Source organism: Pseudomonas sp. S34 (assembly GCF_009866745.1).
In the GTDB taxonomy this organism is placed as follows: Bacteria; Pseudomonadota; Gammaproteobacteria; order Pseudomonadales; family Pseudomonadaceae; genus Aquipseudomonas; species Aquipseudomonas jessenii.
In genome coordinates this window covers 6039076-6052833 of sequence record NZ_CP019398.1, presented here as the reverse complement: position 1 = coordinate 6052833, position 13758 = coordinate 6039076, and the positions used below count along the sequence as shown (strand labels likewise).

13 protein-coding genes are annotated in these 13758 nt (G+C 61.6%); 11 read left to right on the top strand and 2 right to left on the bottom strand.

The genetic code is table 11. The annotated features are described in order from the left end of the window. Positions 1 to 136 precede the first annotated feature (136 nt). From hemC to PspS34_RS27185, 6 genes are all read left to right on the top strand, one after another. Positions 137 to 1078, top strand: a complete 942-nt coding sequence (hemC, locus tag PspS34_RS27210; RefSeq protein ID WP_090452109.1) for a hydroxymethylbilane synthase — start codon at positions 137 to 139, stop codon at positions 1076 to 1078. Next, complete coding sequence (locus PspS34_RS27205) at positions 1075 to 1842, top strand: uroporphyrinogen-III synthase (protein WP_057712790.1); 768 nt, start codon at positions 1075 to 1077, stop codon at positions 1840 to 1842. Before hemC ends, PspS34_RS27205 begins: the two co-directional genes overlap by 4 nt. A 16-nt stretch (positions 1843 to 1858) precedes the next feature. Next, positions 1859 to 3019 (top strand): uroporphyrinogen-III C-methyltransferase, encoded by a 1161-nt coding sequence (locus PspS34_RS27200; protein WP_154860911.1) that lies wholly within the window; start codon positions 1859 to 1861, stop codon positions 3017 to 3019. Then, positions 3016 to 4254 (top strand): heme biosynthesis protein HemY, encoded by a 1239-nt coding sequence (locus tag PspS34_RS27195; RefSeq protein WP_154860912.1) that lies wholly within the window; start codon positions 3016 to 3018, stop codon positions 4252 to 4254. The genes PspS34_RS27200 and PspS34_RS27195 overlap by 4 nt, the downstream gene beginning before the upstream one ends. Before the next feature lie 263 nt (positions 4255 to 4517). Then, a complete protein-coding gene (locus PspS34_RS27190) occupies positions 4518 to 5069 on the top strand; it encodes a disulfide bond formation protein B (RefSeq protein WP_154860913.1) in 552 nt (183 codons plus the stop codon). A 177-nt stretch (positions 5070 to 5246) separates the two neighbouring features. Then, positions 5247 to 5705 carry an Rsd/AlgQ family anti-sigma factor gene (locus tag PspS34_RS27185; RefSeq protein ID WP_057712794.1) on the top strand — a complete coding sequence of 153 codons (459 nt, stop codon included), beginning with the start codon at positions 5247 to 5249 and terminating at the stop codon, positions 5703 to 5705. Between the two features lie 61 nt (positions 5706 to 5766). Here PspS34_RS27185 and PspS34_RS27180 read toward each other — a convergent pair whose 3' ends face one another. Then, the gene (locus PspS34_RS27180; protein ID WP_102669349.1) at positions 5767 to 6432 is read right to left on the bottom strand and encodes an FKBP-type peptidyl-prolyl cis-trans isomerase; all 666 of its coding nucleotides are present in this window, start codon (positions 6430 to 6432) and stop codon (positions 5767 to 5769) included. A gap of 192 nt (positions 6433 to 6624) precedes the next feature. Between PspS34_RS27180 and PspS34_RS27175 the strand changes: the two genes are divergently transcribed. Further along, positions 6625 to 7770 (top strand): AlgP family protein, encoded by a 1146-nt coding sequence (locus PspS34_RS27175; RefSeq protein ID WP_154860914.1) that lies wholly within the window; start codon positions 6625 to 6627, stop codon positions 7768 to 7770. Here PspS34_RS27175 and PspS34_RS27170 read toward each other — a convergent pair. Next, the gene (locus PspS34_RS27170; protein WP_150814553.1) at positions 7767 to 8231 is read right to left on the bottom strand and encodes a TIGR02444 family protein; all 465 of its coding nucleotides are present in this window, start codon (positions 8229 to 8231) and stop codon (positions 7767 to 7769) included. The genes PspS34_RS27175 and PspS34_RS27170 overlap by 4 nt on opposite strands. Before the next feature lie 50 nt (positions 8232 to 8281). On the opposite strand from PspS34_RS27170, the gene PspS34_RS27165 reads away from it, so the two are divergent. The 4 genes from PspS34_RS27165 to PspS34_RS27150 all read left to right on the top strand — a co-directional run bounded on the left by PspS34_RS27165 (position 8282) and on the right by PspS34_RS27150 (position 13704). Further along, on the top strand, positions 8282 to 10192 hold the full coding sequence (locus PspS34_RS27165) for an ATP-binding cassette domain-containing protein (RefSeq protein WP_057712799.1): 1911 nt from the start codon (positions 8282 to 8284) through the stop codon (positions 10190 to 10192). Further along, the gene (locus PspS34_RS27160; RefSeq protein ID WP_150813724.1) at positions 10192 to 10773 is read left to right on the top strand and encodes a mechanosensitive ion channel family protein; all 582 of its coding nucleotides are present in this window, start codon (positions 10192 to 10194) and stop codon (positions 10771 to 10773) included. Before PspS34_RS27165 ends, PspS34_RS27160 begins: the two co-directional genes overlap by 1 nt. Positions 10774 to 11011: 238 nt before the next feature. Beyond that, positions 11012 to 11644, top strand: a complete 633-nt coding sequence (rhtB, locus tag PspS34_RS27155; protein WP_057712801.1) for a homoserine/homoserine lactone efflux protein — start codon at positions 11012 to 11014, stop codon at positions 11642 to 11644. Between the two features lie 161 nt (positions 11645 to 11805). Further along, positions 11806 to 13704 carry a cytochrome c/FTR1 family iron permease gene (locus PspS34_RS27150; protein WP_154860915.1) on the top strand — a complete coding sequence of 633 codons (1899 nt, stop codon included), beginning with the start codon at positions 11806 to 11808 and terminating at the stop codon, positions 13702 to 13704. Positions 13705 to 13758: the final 54 nt, after the last annotated feature.

Here is a 13758-nt window from a genome sequence, read left to right as displayed (position 1 = left end):
AGCTGTTCGCAGGCCAATTTCACACCCGATTGCCGGACATCCGGGGCCAGGGAGGCCGAGTAGTATCTGATACAAGTCAAAGTGGATTTGGCTGAGCTGTTATTATCCGTCATATCTATTCAGTACGGATTGATCCATGTCCTCTCGCCAGATCCGCATCGCCACCCGCAAAAGCGCTCTCGCCCTGTGGCAGGCCGAATACGTCAAGGCCCGTCTTGAAGCGGCTCATCCGGGCCTGCTGGTGACCCTCGTCCCCATGGTCAGCCGTGGTGACAAGCTGCTTGACTCTCCGCTGTCGAAAATCGGCGGCAAGGGCCTGTTCGTCAAGGAACTCGAAACCGCGCTGCTGGAAAATGAAGCCGACATCGCCGTGCACTCCATGAAAGACGTGCCGATGGACTTCCCCGAAGGCCTCGGTCTGTTCTGTATCTGCGAGCGGGAAGACCCGCGCGATGCCTTCGTTTCCAACACCTACACCAACCTGGATGAGTTGCCCCAGGGCAGCATCGTCGGTACCTCCAGCCTGCGCCGCCAGGCTCAATTGCTGACCCGTCGCCCGGATCTGGAAATCCGCTTCCTGCGCGGCAACGTCAACACCCGCCTGGCCAAGCTCGATGCCGGCGAATACGACGCCATCATCCTCGCCGCTGCCGGCCTGATCCGCTTGGGATTCGAAGACCGCATCACCTCGGCCATCAGCGTCGACGACAGCCTTCCGGCCGGTGGCCAGGGCGCGGTGGGTATCGAATGCCGCAGCGCCGACAGTGAAATCCATGCGTTGCTGACACCCCTGCATCACCAGGACACCGCCACCCGCGTGACCGCCGAACGAGCCCTCAACAAGCACCTCAATGGCGGCTGTCAGGTGCCGATTGCCTGCTACGCCGTGCTGGAGGGTGAGCAGGTCTGGTTGCGCGGGCTGGTGGGCGATCCAGGCGGTGGCCTGCTGCTCAGCGCACAAGCCCGCGCCCCTCGCGGCGATGCCGAGGCACTGGGTGTACGAGTCGCCGAAGACCTGCTCAGCCAGGGTGCCGACGCCATCCTCAAAGCGGTCTATGGCGAGGCTGGTCACGAGTGATCGGCTGGCGCTTGCTGCTGACGCGTCCCGCCGAAGAAGCGGCGGCGCTGAGCGGTTTTTTGGCCGAGCAGGGGATATTCAGTAACAGTCTGCCGCTTTTGGACATCATGCCCATTGAGGCCACTGACACAATGCGCCAGGTGATTCTGGCGCTGGATCAGTTCTGCGCCGTCATTGTGGTCAGCAAGCCGGCCGCCCGGATCGGCGTCGAACTGCTCGAGCGGTATTGGCCAACACCGCCCGGTGTGAAGTGGTTCAGCGTCGGCGCGGCGACCGCGCAGATCCTCGGGGATCACGGGCTGGACGTGAGCTTCCCGGCAGAAGGCGATGACAGTGAAGCCTTGCTCGAACTTTCCCGACTGCGCGAGGCTATCGCACAACCCGATGCACGAGTGCTGATCCTGCGCGGGGAGGGCGGGCGCGAGTTGCTGGCTGAGCGTTTGCGTGAGCTTGGTGCTAGTGTCGAGTATCTGGAACTGTACCGCCGGGGATTGCCGATTTACCCGCCGACACTGCTGCCGCAACGGATCCAGGCGGAACGCCTGAACGGGCTGGTGGTCAGCAGTGGACAAGGTTTTGAGCACCTGCATCAACTGGCCGGCGATGCCTGGCCGCAGTTGGCGCGGTTGCCGTTGTTTGTACCGAGCCCCAGGGTTGCCGAGCTGGCGCGTGCCGCCGGGGCCAAAACAGTTGTGGATTGTCGTGGCGCCAGTGCCGCGGCCTTGCTGACGGCGTTACGGGAGCATCCCGTACCCGTTTTCTAATGCAAAGGATGGATACGTGAGCGAAACAGCCTTGCCTAAAGATGACTCGCGACCGGTGCTTGATGCACCTGTTGATGCACCTGTTGATGAAATGTCGCCGCCGCCAGCTGCCGAGCAGCGTCGAGGCAATGGTCTGGCAATCATCGCGCTGCTGTTGGGCGCGGCCGGTGTAGCGGTGGGCGGTTGGGGTGTCTGGCAGGTGCGTCACCTGCAGGCCAATAATCAGCAGCAACTGAGCCAGGTGCAGGCGCTGAATGACCAGGCGCAAAACCTCAAGCTCAACGAGGAGCGCCTGAGCGCACGCCTGGCGCAATTGCCTCCCGCCGATGAACTGGAAGCACGCAGTCGTCTGGTGATTCAGCTGCAAGGTGATCAGCAGCGGTTGAACCAGCGGCTGGAAACCGTTCTCGGTGCCAGCCGCAAAGACTGGCGTCTGGCCGAGGCCGAGCACCTGCTGCGTCTGGCCAGCCTGCGACTGTCCGCCTTGCAGGACATCAGCAGTGCCCAGGCACTGGTCCAGGGTGCCGACGAGATACTGCGTGAGCAAAACGATCCGGGCTCCTTTGCCGCTCGCGAGCAGGTGGCCAAGACCCTGATCGCCTTGCGCAGCACCGAACAACCGGACCGCACCGGGCTGTTTCTGCGTCTGGGCGCACTGCGCGATCAAGTGGCCAGCCTCACCGAACTGGCACCGGAGTACAAGGACCGTGGCGATTCGCTGCTGGGCCTGACTGCCGATGGCGACGGTGCCAGTCGCTGGGCGCAATGGTGGGACCAGATTTCGCGCTACATCCGCATCGACTTCAATGCCGACAAGAACGTTCGCCCATTGCTGGCCGGCCAGAGCCTGAGCCAGGTACGCCTGGCCCTGAGTCTGGCGCTGGAGCAGGCACAGTGGGCCGCACTCAATGGCCAGCCGGCGGTTTACTCCCAAGTGCTGGACGAGGCGCGGGACATCCTCAAGGGCAACTTCAATCCGGACAACGCACAAAGCAAAGTCATGCTTGAACAGGTGGCCGAGTTGAGCGTGCAACCTGTCACCGTCGTCACGCCGGATATGACCGGCACCCTGAGCGCGGTGCAGGGGTATCTGGAACGGCGCAACGTCAACGCCGAGGATTCGGTCAAGCCACTGGTCAGGCCTGCCGCGAGCGCCGCGCCGGAGGCCACGCCATGAGACGCCTCTATGTGATCGTGTTCCTCGTGATCGCCGCTGCCGCTGCGCTGGGGCTGGCGATTGCCGAGCATTCCGGCTACGTGTTGATTGCCTACAAGACCTTCCGTTATGAGTCGAGCCTGTGGGCTACTTTGGCGCTGGTGGCTGTGCTCTGGCTGGTGATCTGGGGCATCAGGTCGCTGGTCGAACTGGTGATGGCTTCCAGTGGCGTGGTCAATCCGTGGTCACGGCGTAACCGCAGCCGTCGAGTGCAGGTGGCGATCGAGCACGGTCAACTGGACCTGGCCGAGGGTCGCTGGGCCAGCGCGCAGCGTCACTTGCATCGGGCTGCCGAAGCCGAGCGTCAGCCGCTGCTTTACTACCTCGGCGCTGCCCGTGCAGCGAACGAACTCGGCAATCACGAAGAAAGCGACAACTTGCTGGAGCGCGCCCTCGAGCGTCAGCCCCAGGCCGAGTTGGCGATCGCCTTGAGCCACGCCCAGTTACAGACCGATCGCGGTGATACCGCAGGCGCCCTGGCCACCCTGCAAGCCATGCGTGAACGCCATCCTCATAACGCACAGACCCTGCGTCAATTGCAGCGCCTGCTTCAGCAGCGTGGTGACTGGTCGGCAGTGATTCGCCTGCTGCCGGAGCTGCGCAAGGACAAAATCCTGCCGGCGGCGGAGCTCGCCGAGCTGGAGCGTCGGGCCTGGGGGGCGAACCTGTCCCTGGCGGCGCAACGGGAAGAAGACGGAACGGTGGGGCTGCAATCGCTGGAACGTGCCTGGCAGCAACTGACTTCGGCACAGCGTCAGGAGCCGCAACTGGTGCTGGCGTATGCCGAGCAGTTGCGGCAACTGGGGGCTCAGGTCGAGGCTGAAGAAGTGCTGCGCACCGCGATCAAGCGCAGCTACGACAGTCATCTGGCACGTCTCTACGGACTGGTTCGCGGCAATGATCCGGCCCGCCAGCTGCAGGCAGCCGAAGGCTGGCTCAAGGAGCATCCGGCCGATCCGGGCCTGCTGCTGACACTGGGTCGTCTATGCCTGCAAAACAGTTTGTGGGGCAAGGCCCGGGACTATCTGGAAAGCAGCCTGCGTGTACAGCGCAATCCGGAAGCCTGTGCCGAGCTGGCACGCTTGCTGGCGCAAATGGGCGATGCCGAGCGCAGCAACCAGCTGTTTCAGGAAGGCCTGGGGTTGTTGGATGAGCGCTTGCTCGCGGCCCCTCTGCCAACGCCAGTCGGCGCTTGACCCACTCGCAGGCACCGGGCTCCGGCGCCTGAGCGATGACCTGCGACGAGGGAGCAATCACCCTCGCCGCAGTGCGATGATTAGTTGAAATTCGGTCGCGAAATTTCATCGCAGACAAAGTCCTACAGAGGACTACATTTTATCCTCTCGCCTGCGTCGGGATTTCCCTACACCTGCGCTGAAGTCTCTGTGGGCACTTGCCTTGAAAGGCTGTCGCGCTTTCCTCTACCGTAATGGTCTGTCACTACTTTTACGGAAAAGCCATGTCTTTGGCCTGCTCACGCTCCTTGTTTTTCATGGCTTTCATTGCGGGTGCCCTGGCGATGGGTGTTTCCTACTACCTGGAATATGCAGTCGGCCTGCGGCCTTGTGGCTTGTGTCTTGTGCAGCGGTTTTGCCTGGCGCTCCTTACCGGCGTCTGCCTGATGGCTTCGGTCCATGGCCCCGGTCGCATCGGAAACGTTCTCTATTGGCTGTTCAGTCTTTGTTGCAGCCTGGCCGGCACTGTCACTGCATGGCGACAGGTCCTGCTGCAAAGCCTTCCAGCGGAACAGGTAGCGACGTGCTCGACTCATCTGGCGGACCTGTTGGCCAATTCTCCGTGGCTTTCAGTCGTACTGAAAATGTTCAAGGGCGCTGCCGATTGTGTGGAAATTTCCTGGACGCTGTTCGATCTGAGTCTCACCGAGTGGAGCCTGCTGCTCTTCGTCGCAATGATGATTCTGGCCGTTTACCAGTCGCTGCGACTGGTCTGGACCGGCTATCAGCGACCACTCAGCGGCGAGTCGTCGCACCGGGCCTTTGCGGGTGATTAAACACTTGTATGAACTTTATCGCCTGCGTACCTTGAAGCCAGTGTCGTGCGGGCATAATCTGGCCCGCACGTGTCATTGGAATTATGTTGCTCGATGACGCTCTGCCTGACCGCCCACCGATGTTACAAGAGGCGAGCGGGCATAGAGCAGCTGACCCACAAGGGAAGAGAGATCACCATGCTCGAAAGTTGTCAGAATGCTCAGGAACGCTGGGGCGGAGTGCACCTGCTGATCGATCGCTGGTTGCAGGAACGACACGAACTGATCGGGGCCTATGACGCGCTCGGCGCAAAGCCTGAGGCGCTGGGTGAGAACCGCAAGCCCTTGCAGGAATTCTGCGGCGTGCTGGTCGATTATGTATCGGCCGGGCACTTCGAGATCTACGAGCAGCTGACGGGGGAGGCCAAGGCCTTCAACGACAAGCGTGGCCTGGAGCTCGCCGAGACCATCTACCCGCGGATCGACGTCATCACCGAAAAGCTGCTCGCCTTCAATGACCTGTGTGACGCAGGTAAGTGTGTCGCCGAAGAGTTCAAGACACTCGGCGGACTATTGCACGAGCGCTTTGAACTGGAAGACTGCCTGATCGAAGTGCTGCACACCGCCCACAAGGAAGCCGACTCGGTTCAGGCCTGAAGCACTTCTCTGCAAGATCCGGAAACGGCGTGCCAAGGCACGCCGTTTTTCGTTTGCATCGTCAGCTGGTGGCGCCGCGCAGTTCGACTTCGAACACCAGTGGTGTGAATGGTGCGATCACGTCACCGGCACCGTCGGCGCCATAGGCCTGAGCCGATGGAATCACCAGTCGCCATTTCGCCCCGACCGGCATGTTTTGCAGCGCACTGCGCCATCCGGCGATCACGCTGTCGAGACTGAACCACTGCGGCTGACTGTTCTGATCGAACACAGTGCCGTCGGGCAATCGACCGATGTACAGCACCTGCACCTTGCCGTTCGGTCCGGCCTTGGCGCCGGTACCTGGCGTCAACTCGGTCAGCAACACGCCATCAGCCAGTTCGCGCACGCCGGGCCTGGCTTTTTCTGTGGCGAGAAAACGCTGTTCTTTTTCCAGTGCCATTTCGCTTTGCGGCTCGTCGGACTGCATGGCGATGCGGGCTTCATGCTCGGTCAGTATCTGTTGGATCTGCTCGTCCTTCAGCGCCAGCGGTTTGCCCTGATAGGCTTGCTGCAATCCTTCGACCAATGCCTGGAGTTGCAGGTCGGGAACCTCCTGGCGCAAGCGTTCGCCAAGGCTTGCACCCAGGCTGTAAGCGAGATCGTGGGCTTCATTTTCCTGCGTTGTTTCGCCGGCTTGGGCCACCGAAAAAAACACGCACAGCGATAAAAAAAGGTAGCGCGACATGGGCACTCTCCGACCTGAATTGCGGGCGATTATGCCAGCGAGAATGCGCGCAACGGTGAACTGCTTTTGCGCCGAGGCAGAAGTTTTTCAATCCTTTGCAACACAGCGCTTTCGATAGTGTCAACATGCCCTAGCGGCGGTTGCAGCAGAGGTCTAGTATGAGCCGCACTCACTTCAGCCAGGAGGTAAACCATGTCGGCCACCAAGAAGCCAGTAAACACTCCGTTGCACTTGCTCCAACAACTCTCGAGCAGCCTGCTCGAGCATCTGGAAACCGCTTGTTCCGAAGCCTTGGCTGATGCTGAAAAACTGCTCGCCAAGCTGGAAAAGCAGCGCGGAAAAGCGCAAGAAAAACTGCACAAATCCCGCACCAAATTGCAGGACGCTGCGGCGGCCGGAAAAGCCAAGGCACAAGCCAAGGCCAAGGGCGCAGTGGCCGATCTTGAGGAGCTGCTCGATGCCCTCAAGGATCGTCAGTCGGAAACCCGCGGCTACATTCTGCAACTCAAGCGCGATGCTCAGGAAAGCCTGAAACTGGCCCAGGGCGTCGGTCGTGTACAAGAGGCTGTCGGCAAGGTGTTGTCCTTGCGTGCGGCCAAGCCTGCTGCGGCACCTGCGAAGAAAGCCGCTGCCAAACCGGCTGCTGCAAAAGCACCGGCCAAACCTGCCGCAAAACCTGCAGCTGCCAAGCCAGCAGCTAAAACTGCCGCAGCCAAACCTGCAGCCAAACCGGCTGCGAGAAAACCGGCTGCTGCCAGCGCTGCAAAACCTGCGGCTAAAACCACGGCTGCCAAACCAGCCGCCGCACGACCTACCGCTGCAAGAGCCGCTGCTGCCAAACCAGCCGTGGCTAAAACCGCCGCCGCGAAACCGGCTGCAAAACCAGCCGCTAAACCCGCAGCAAAACCAGCAGCCAAAACTGCAGCAGCGAAACCTGCTGCGAAGCCGGCCGCCAAATCTGTCGCGGCTAAAACCGCTGCAAAACCAGCTGCGAAAACTGCGGCCAAACCCGCTGTAAAAGCAGCGGCCAAGCCGGCCGCTAAACCAGCCGCTAAACCGGCAGCCAAACCTGCTGCGGCTAAACCAGCCGCTGCTGCCAAACCGGCCACCGCCAAGCCCGCTGCCAAGCCAGCGGCGGCGAAGCCAGCTGCAAAACCAGCTGCAAAACCAGCAGTGAAACCTGTTGCCGCCAAGCCGGCCGCCGCGCCAGTTGCCAAGCCAGCCAATCCGGCTCCGGGTGCACCGTCTGCTTTAGCAGCAGCCACCTCGACAGGCACGCCAGCGCCAACGCCGGCCGCCGCATCGATCGCAGCAACCACCCCAACCAGCGCTTCCTAAGTGCCGGTTACCGCGACGCGCAGCTGATGCAGCGCGTCGCGGTCCAGGTGGGCGGCGCCTGCCGCCACACCATTGAGCCAGGCCGATAGATCGGTCGCCTCACCTTGCGGCCAACTCAACGCCGTTCGTTCCAGTCGTACCAACAGATGTCGCTCGGCTTCCAGTTCGAGTGCCTTCACTTGCTCGCGCAAAGCATTCAGTTCGCCATCGTCGGCGGCAACGACTTTCCAATTCACCCGCAAGGCTCGCAACGGTCGCACCACGTCTGCGTCCCACGGCTCGGCCACGCTACGCAGTTGCTGCAATCGGTGTTCGTTAAAGGCGACGCCACGTTCTCCCAGCCACAGTCCGCAGAGGAGCAAGCACACATTGATGCCCGCCGACTGCAATTGCAGGCATGCGGGTTCAACGCCGGGCTGTGCATAAGTACTTAGGGAAAAGCTCCACAGGTCAGAGGACATAGTGCTACTCGCGCCAGTTGCGAGCGAAGCTGGTAGACTCCGCCGCCATTATGATTCGACTTCAGAACCTGACTTTACAGCGTGGCCCGCAACGTCTGCTAGAAGACGCCGAGCTGACTCTGCACGCCGGCCAGAAAGCCGGCCTCATCGGTGCCAACGGCGCTGGCAAATCGAGCCTGTTCGCCTTGCTTCGGGGTGAGCTGCACCCGGACTCGGGTGATTGCTTCCTGCCGGCCGACTGGCGTATCGCCCACATGCGCCAGGAGGTCGACACCCTCGAACGCCTGGCGGTCGACTACGTGCTCGATGGCGACCTGCGCCTGCGCCAGGTGCAACGCGACCTGGCGGCAGCCGAAGCGGCCCATGACGGTGCCGCTCAGGCCCGACTGCACTCGGAACTCGACAGCGCCGACGGTTACACCGCCGATGCCCGGGCGCGCAAGCTGCTGGCCGGGCTTGGATTCACCAACGAGCAGATGGATCGCCAGGTCGGGGATTTCTCCGGTGGCTGGCGGATGCGCCTGAACCTGGCGCAGGCCTTGATGTGCCCATCGGACCTGCTGCTGCTCGACGAACCGACCAACCACCTGGACCTCGACGCCATCATCTGGCTCGAAGAGTGGCTCAAGAGTTATCCCGGCACCTTGATGCTGATTTCCCACGACCGGGACTTCCTCGATGCCGTGGTCGACCACGTGGCCCACGTCGATCAGCGCAAGATCACCCTGTACCGCGGTGGCTACAGCGCTTTCGAGCGTGCCCGTGCCGAACGCCTGGCCCAGCAACAGCAGGCGTACGAGAAGCAGCAGGTGCAACGTGCGCACATGGAAAGCTACATCGCCCGCTTCAAGGCCCAGGCTACCAAGGCCCGCCAGGCCCAGAGCCGGATCAAGGCACTGGAGCGGATGGAAGAGCTGACCGCTGCCCACGTCGACTCGCCATTCGACTTTGTCTTCCGTGAATCGCAGAAGATTTCCAGCCCGCTGATCGACCTGTCCGATGCCCGCCTGGGTTACGGCGACAAGGCCGTGCTGGAGAAGGTCAAGCTGCAACTGACCCCGGGTGCGCGAATCGGTCTGCTCGGCCCGAATGGCGCCGGTAAGTCGACCCTGATCAAGAACCTTGCCGGTGAGCTCTCGCCATTGGCCGGCCGCTTGACCCGTGGCGAGAACACCGTTGTCGGTTACTTCGCCCAGCATCAGCTGGATTCGCTGGACTCCAAGGCCAGCCCGTTGCTGCACCTGCAACGCCTGGCACCGACCGAGCGTGAGCAGGCCCTGCGCGACTTCCTCGGCGGTTTCGACTTCCGTGGTGCGCGAATCGACGAGCCGGTACTGAATTTCTCCGGTGGCGAAAAGGCGCGCCTGGCGTTGGCCTTGATCGCCTGGGACCGACCGAACCTGTTGCTGCTCGACGAACCGACCAACCACCTGGACCTGGAAATGCGTCTGGCGCTGACCATGGCCCTGCAGGAATTCAGTGGTGCGGTATTGGTGGTCTCTCACGATCGCCACTTGCTCAAAAGCACCACCGACAATTTCTATCTGGTGGCGGACGGCAAGGTCGAGGAATTCGACGGCGACCTGGAGGACTACACCCGCTGGCTGGTGGAGTATCGCCAGCGCAACGCCCCGGTCAGCAATACGCCGGTCAACCCGGACAAGACCGACAAGAAAGCCCAGCGTCAGGCCGCTGCTGCGTTGCGTCAGCAACTGGCGCCGCACAAGCGCGAAGCTGACAAGCTTGAAGCCGAACTCGGCAAGCTCCACGAAAAGCTGGCGAAGATCGATGCCAGCCTCGGCGACAGCGACATCTACGAGCCGGCGCGCAAGAACGAATTGCGGGATCTGCTGGCCGAACAGGCCAAGCTGAAGGTGCGTGAGGCGGAGCTGGAAGAAGCCTGGATGGAAGCCCTGGAGTTGCTGGAAAACATGCAGGCGGAGCTGGAGGAGCTGTCCTGATGGACGCCTTCAAGCTGCCGCTGCCGGCGGTGTGGGTCGAGCCGATCTGGCTCGGCGTGCAAATCCTGCTGATCCTGCTGGCCGGATACATCGCCCAGCGTTTCGTCGCCAAATGCCTGACCCGTCTCGGTGAGCGCTACCCGTTTCCGCCGCAGTTGCTGATGCCGCTGCGCGGTGGTCTGCGCTGGCTCATCATGGGCAGTGCATTGATTTTCGTGCTGGAGCGCCTCGGTGTTTCGGCCACGGTGCTCTGGACCGCGTTGTCCGGTTTCGTCGCAGTCGCGGCGGTGGCGTTTTTCGCCATGTGGAGCGTGCTCTCGAACCTGCTGTGCGCGATCCTGATCTTTACCGTCGGCCCGTTTCGCATAGGTGACGTAGTCGAGTTGGTGGACACCACCGACAAGCCCGGCGTCAAAGGCCGGGTGGTGGCGATCAATCTTCTTTACACCACGCTGATCGAGGCCGAAGAACTCGGCACTGGCAGCGCCATGGTGCAGGTGCCCAACAGTTTGTTCTTCCAGCGTTCGGTGCGGCGCTGGCGCGGGACGGATGTGTTTCCTTCCAGCGGGTTTGAAAAGTAAGCCTTCTGCTGTCTGATAGATTGCCTTCGCGAGCAAGCCCGCTCCCACATTTGCTCTTCGGTGGACACAAAACTTTGTGAGCAGCGTAGATCCAGTGTGGGAGCGGGCTTGCTCGCGAAGGGGTCATAACGCCGAGCACGCTGGTCAGCAGTCGTCATGTCCTACAAAAAATCGGTAGTCATCCAATCAAAGCCGCATTAGCTTAGACATCTGTCACGAGTCTGAGTCGAGGTGTGCAATGGAGCTTCAAACATGGCTGGCGTTTTTTGCCGCCTGCTGGGTGATCAGCTTGTCCCCCGGTGCCGGCGCCATTGCGTCGATGTCCAGCGGCTTGCAATACGGTTTCTGGCGCGGCTACTGGAACGCCCTGGGCCTGCAACTGGGCCTGGCTTTGCAGATCGCCATCGTCGGCGCCGGTGTCGGCGCCATTCTCACGGCGTCGGCCACGGCCTTCTACGCCATCAAATGGTTTGGCGTGGCGTATCTGGTTTACCTCGCGATCAAGCAATGGCGTGCGCTGCCCAGCGATATGAGCGATGACGCGGCGCTGCGCCAGATCGGCAAGCCGATGGCCTTGGTGTTCCGTGGTTTTCTGGTGAACATCAGCAACCCCAAGGCGCTGGTGTTCATGCTGGCGGTGCTGCCGCAGTTCATCGACCCCCATGCGCCACTGCTGATTCAGTATCTGATAATCGGTGTGACCATGGTTTGCGTCGATCTGATCGTCATGGCCGGCTACACCGGTCTGGCGTCCAAAGTGCTGCGTCTGTTGCGCACACCGAAACAGCAAAAGCGCATGAACCGGACCTTTGCCGGGCTGTTCATCGGGGCGGCGGCGTTCATGGCGACGTTGCGCAAAGCTGCTGTGTAAAACGGCGATGTACAAAAAAGGCGACCCTGGAGGTCGCCTTTTTTGTTTGGATAAGCCGCTCTCGAAACTGATGCAATTACGAAGAGATATCAACAAAGCTTGAGCGAAACCCGTCTGGCGTTAACAATATGTAACTTCGTATTTCCAATTGAGATTCATTCATGATTGCCCCCTCCCGTTTCCTGGCCTGGCTGTTGCTGCCGCTGTTGGCTGCGTGCAGTTTTCAGCTACTGGCCGCTCCCGCCGAAGGTGCGCCGCAGGCGCTGCACTTGCTCGATTACATCGGCGCGGATTACCCGGACACGGTGCAGGCGGGCAGCATCACGGACCAGGCCGGATTTCGCGTGCAGCAAGACTCGGTCAAGACGCTGGGAAATCTGATTGCAACCATGCCGGCCAAGCCGGAAAAAGCCGCTCTGGAGCAAAGCCTGGCCGCGCTGGGAAACTCCATTGACACCCATCAGGACGGCGCCGACGTCGCGCGCCAGGCCCGGCAACTGGGTGCGAAGCTGGCCGTGGCCTATGAAGTCAGTCAGGCCCCGGTCATTACGCCGGACCCGGTGCGTGGTGCGCCGCTGTACGCTCAGCATTGCTCGGTCTGCCATGGCGATACAGGGGCCGGCGACGGCCCGGCAGGTGTCGGCATGGCGCCGCCGCCATCCAATCTGCGTGATACCACACGACTGGACCGACTGAGCCTCTACGCGATCTACAGCACCCTGGGCCTGGGGGTCGAAGGGACTGACATGCCGGCCTTTGCCGATCAACTGGATGATCGTCAGCGTTGGGACCTGGCCACCTATATCGCCAGCTTCAGTGTCGACCCGGCCACGGCCAAGGCTGAAAAGACCTACAACATCGCCGACCTCGCTCGTCAGACCCCGGCCGAAGTACAGGCTGTCGAAGGCCCGCAAGCCGCCGCGACCTTCCGTGCCCAGCGGGCGCAGCCGCCACAGGTCAAGCGTGGCCCGGCGCAACTGCTCGACTACACTGCGGCCACTTTGGACAAGAGCATCGCGGCGTATCGTGCCGGTGAGCATGATCAGGCTTATGACTTATCGGTAGCAGCGTATCTGGAAGGCTTCGAGCTGGTTGAGAGCTCGCTGGATAACATTGACGCCAACGTGCGTAAAGACACTGAAAAATCCCTGATGGCCTACCGTCAGTCGTTGCAGGACGGCTTGCCGGTGAGCGAGGTCGAGCAGCGCCTGGACGTGGCCAAGGACAAGTTGAAGGCATCGGCCGGCCTGTTGGGCAACGAGGGTTTGAGCTGGTCGCTGAGTTACATTTCCGGCCTGCTGATTCTGCTGCGCGAAGGTCTGGAAGCGATTCTGGTGCTGGCGGCGATCCTTGCTTTCCTGCGTAACACGGATCAACAGGCGGCGGTGCGCAGCGTTAACGTCGGCTGGGGCCTGGCGTTTGTGGCGGGGCTGGGCACCTGGGCGCTGGCAGCCTATGTGATTGATGTCAGTGGTTCACAACGCGAATTGCTGGAAGGTGCGACGGCGCTGTTTGCCAGCGTCATGGTGCTGTGGCTGGGCGTGTGGATGCATGACCGTCGTCACGCCGCGGCCTGGCAGGATTACATCAAGACCAGCCTGGTGGGCGGTGGCGGGCGCTTCGGTTTTGCGACCCTGGCGTTTTTCTCGGTGTATCGCGAACTGTTCGAAGTGATCCTGTTCTACGAAACCCTGTGGTTGCAGGCAGGTCCCGCGGGGCACAACGCGGTGCTGGCCGGTGGTGCCACGGCGGTGGTGCTGCTGGTCGGCCTGGCCTGGGTGATTTTGCGCGGTTCGGCGAAGTTGCCGCTGGCGTTGTTCTTCAGCATCAACGCCGGTCTTTTGTGCGCCTTGTCGGTGGTGTTTGCCGGGCATGGCGTGAAAGCGCTGCAGGAAGCCGGGATCTTCGGTACGCGGCCGGTGCCGTTCTTTGACTTTGAATGGCTGGGGATCCATGCCGATGCCTATTCGTTGAGCGCCCAGGCTGTGGCGATCATTTCGATTGTTGTGTTGTACGGTCGTAGCCGGGTGGTTGAGAGGCAGCGGGTGCAGCTTTCTTAAACGGCATTCGCTTCGCTCACTTTCGCGGGCAAGCCACGCTCCCACAGGTTTCGC

Bases quoted from the DNA above. Each gene is read 5' to 3' on its own strand.
- PspS34_RS27190 (WP_154860913.1), top strand. From the start codon at position 4,518: ATGTCTTTGGCCTGCTCACGCTCCTTGTTTTTCATGGCTTTCATTGCG.
- PspS34_RS27170 (WP_150814553.1), bottom strand. From the start codon at position 8,231: ATGTCCTCTGACCTGTGGAGCTTTTCCCTAAGTACTTATGCACAGCCC.
- rhtB (WP_057712801.1), top strand. From the start codon at position 11,012: ATGGAGCTTCAAACATGGCTGGCGTTTTTTGCCGCCTGCTGGGTGATC.
- PspS34_RS27160 (WP_150813724.1), top strand. From the start codon at position 10,192: ATGGACGCCTTCAAGCTGCCGCTGCCGGCGGTGTGGGTCGAGCCGATC.
- PspS34_RS27185 (WP_057712794.1), top strand. From the start codon at position 5,247: ATGCTCGAAAGTTGTCAGAATGCTCAGGAACGCTGGGGCGGAGTGCAC.
- PspS34_RS27165 (WP_057712799.1), top strand. From the start codon at position 8,282: ATGATTCGACTTCAGAACCTGACTTTACAGCGTGGCCCGCAACGTCTG.
- PspS34_RS27195 (WP_154860912.1), top strand. From the start codon at position 3,016: ATGAGACGCCTCTATGTGATCGTGTTCCTCGTGATCGCCGCTGCCGCT.
- hemC (WP_090452109.1), top strand. From the start codon at position 137: ATGTCCTCTCGCCAGATCCGCATCGCCACCCGCAAAAGCGCTCTCGCC.
- PspS34_RS27175 (WP_154860914.1), top strand. From the start codon at position 6,625: ATGTCGGCCACCAAGAAGCCAGTAAACACTCCGTTGCACTTGCTCCAA.
- PspS34_RS27150 (WP_154860915.1), top strand. From the start codon at position 11,806: ATGATTGCCCCCTCCCGTTTCCTGGCCTGGCTGTTGCTGCCGCTGTTG.
- PspS34_RS27180 (WP_102669349.1), bottom strand. From the start codon at position 6,432: ATGTCGCGCTACCTTTTTTTATCGCTGTGCGTGTTTTTTTCGGTGGCC.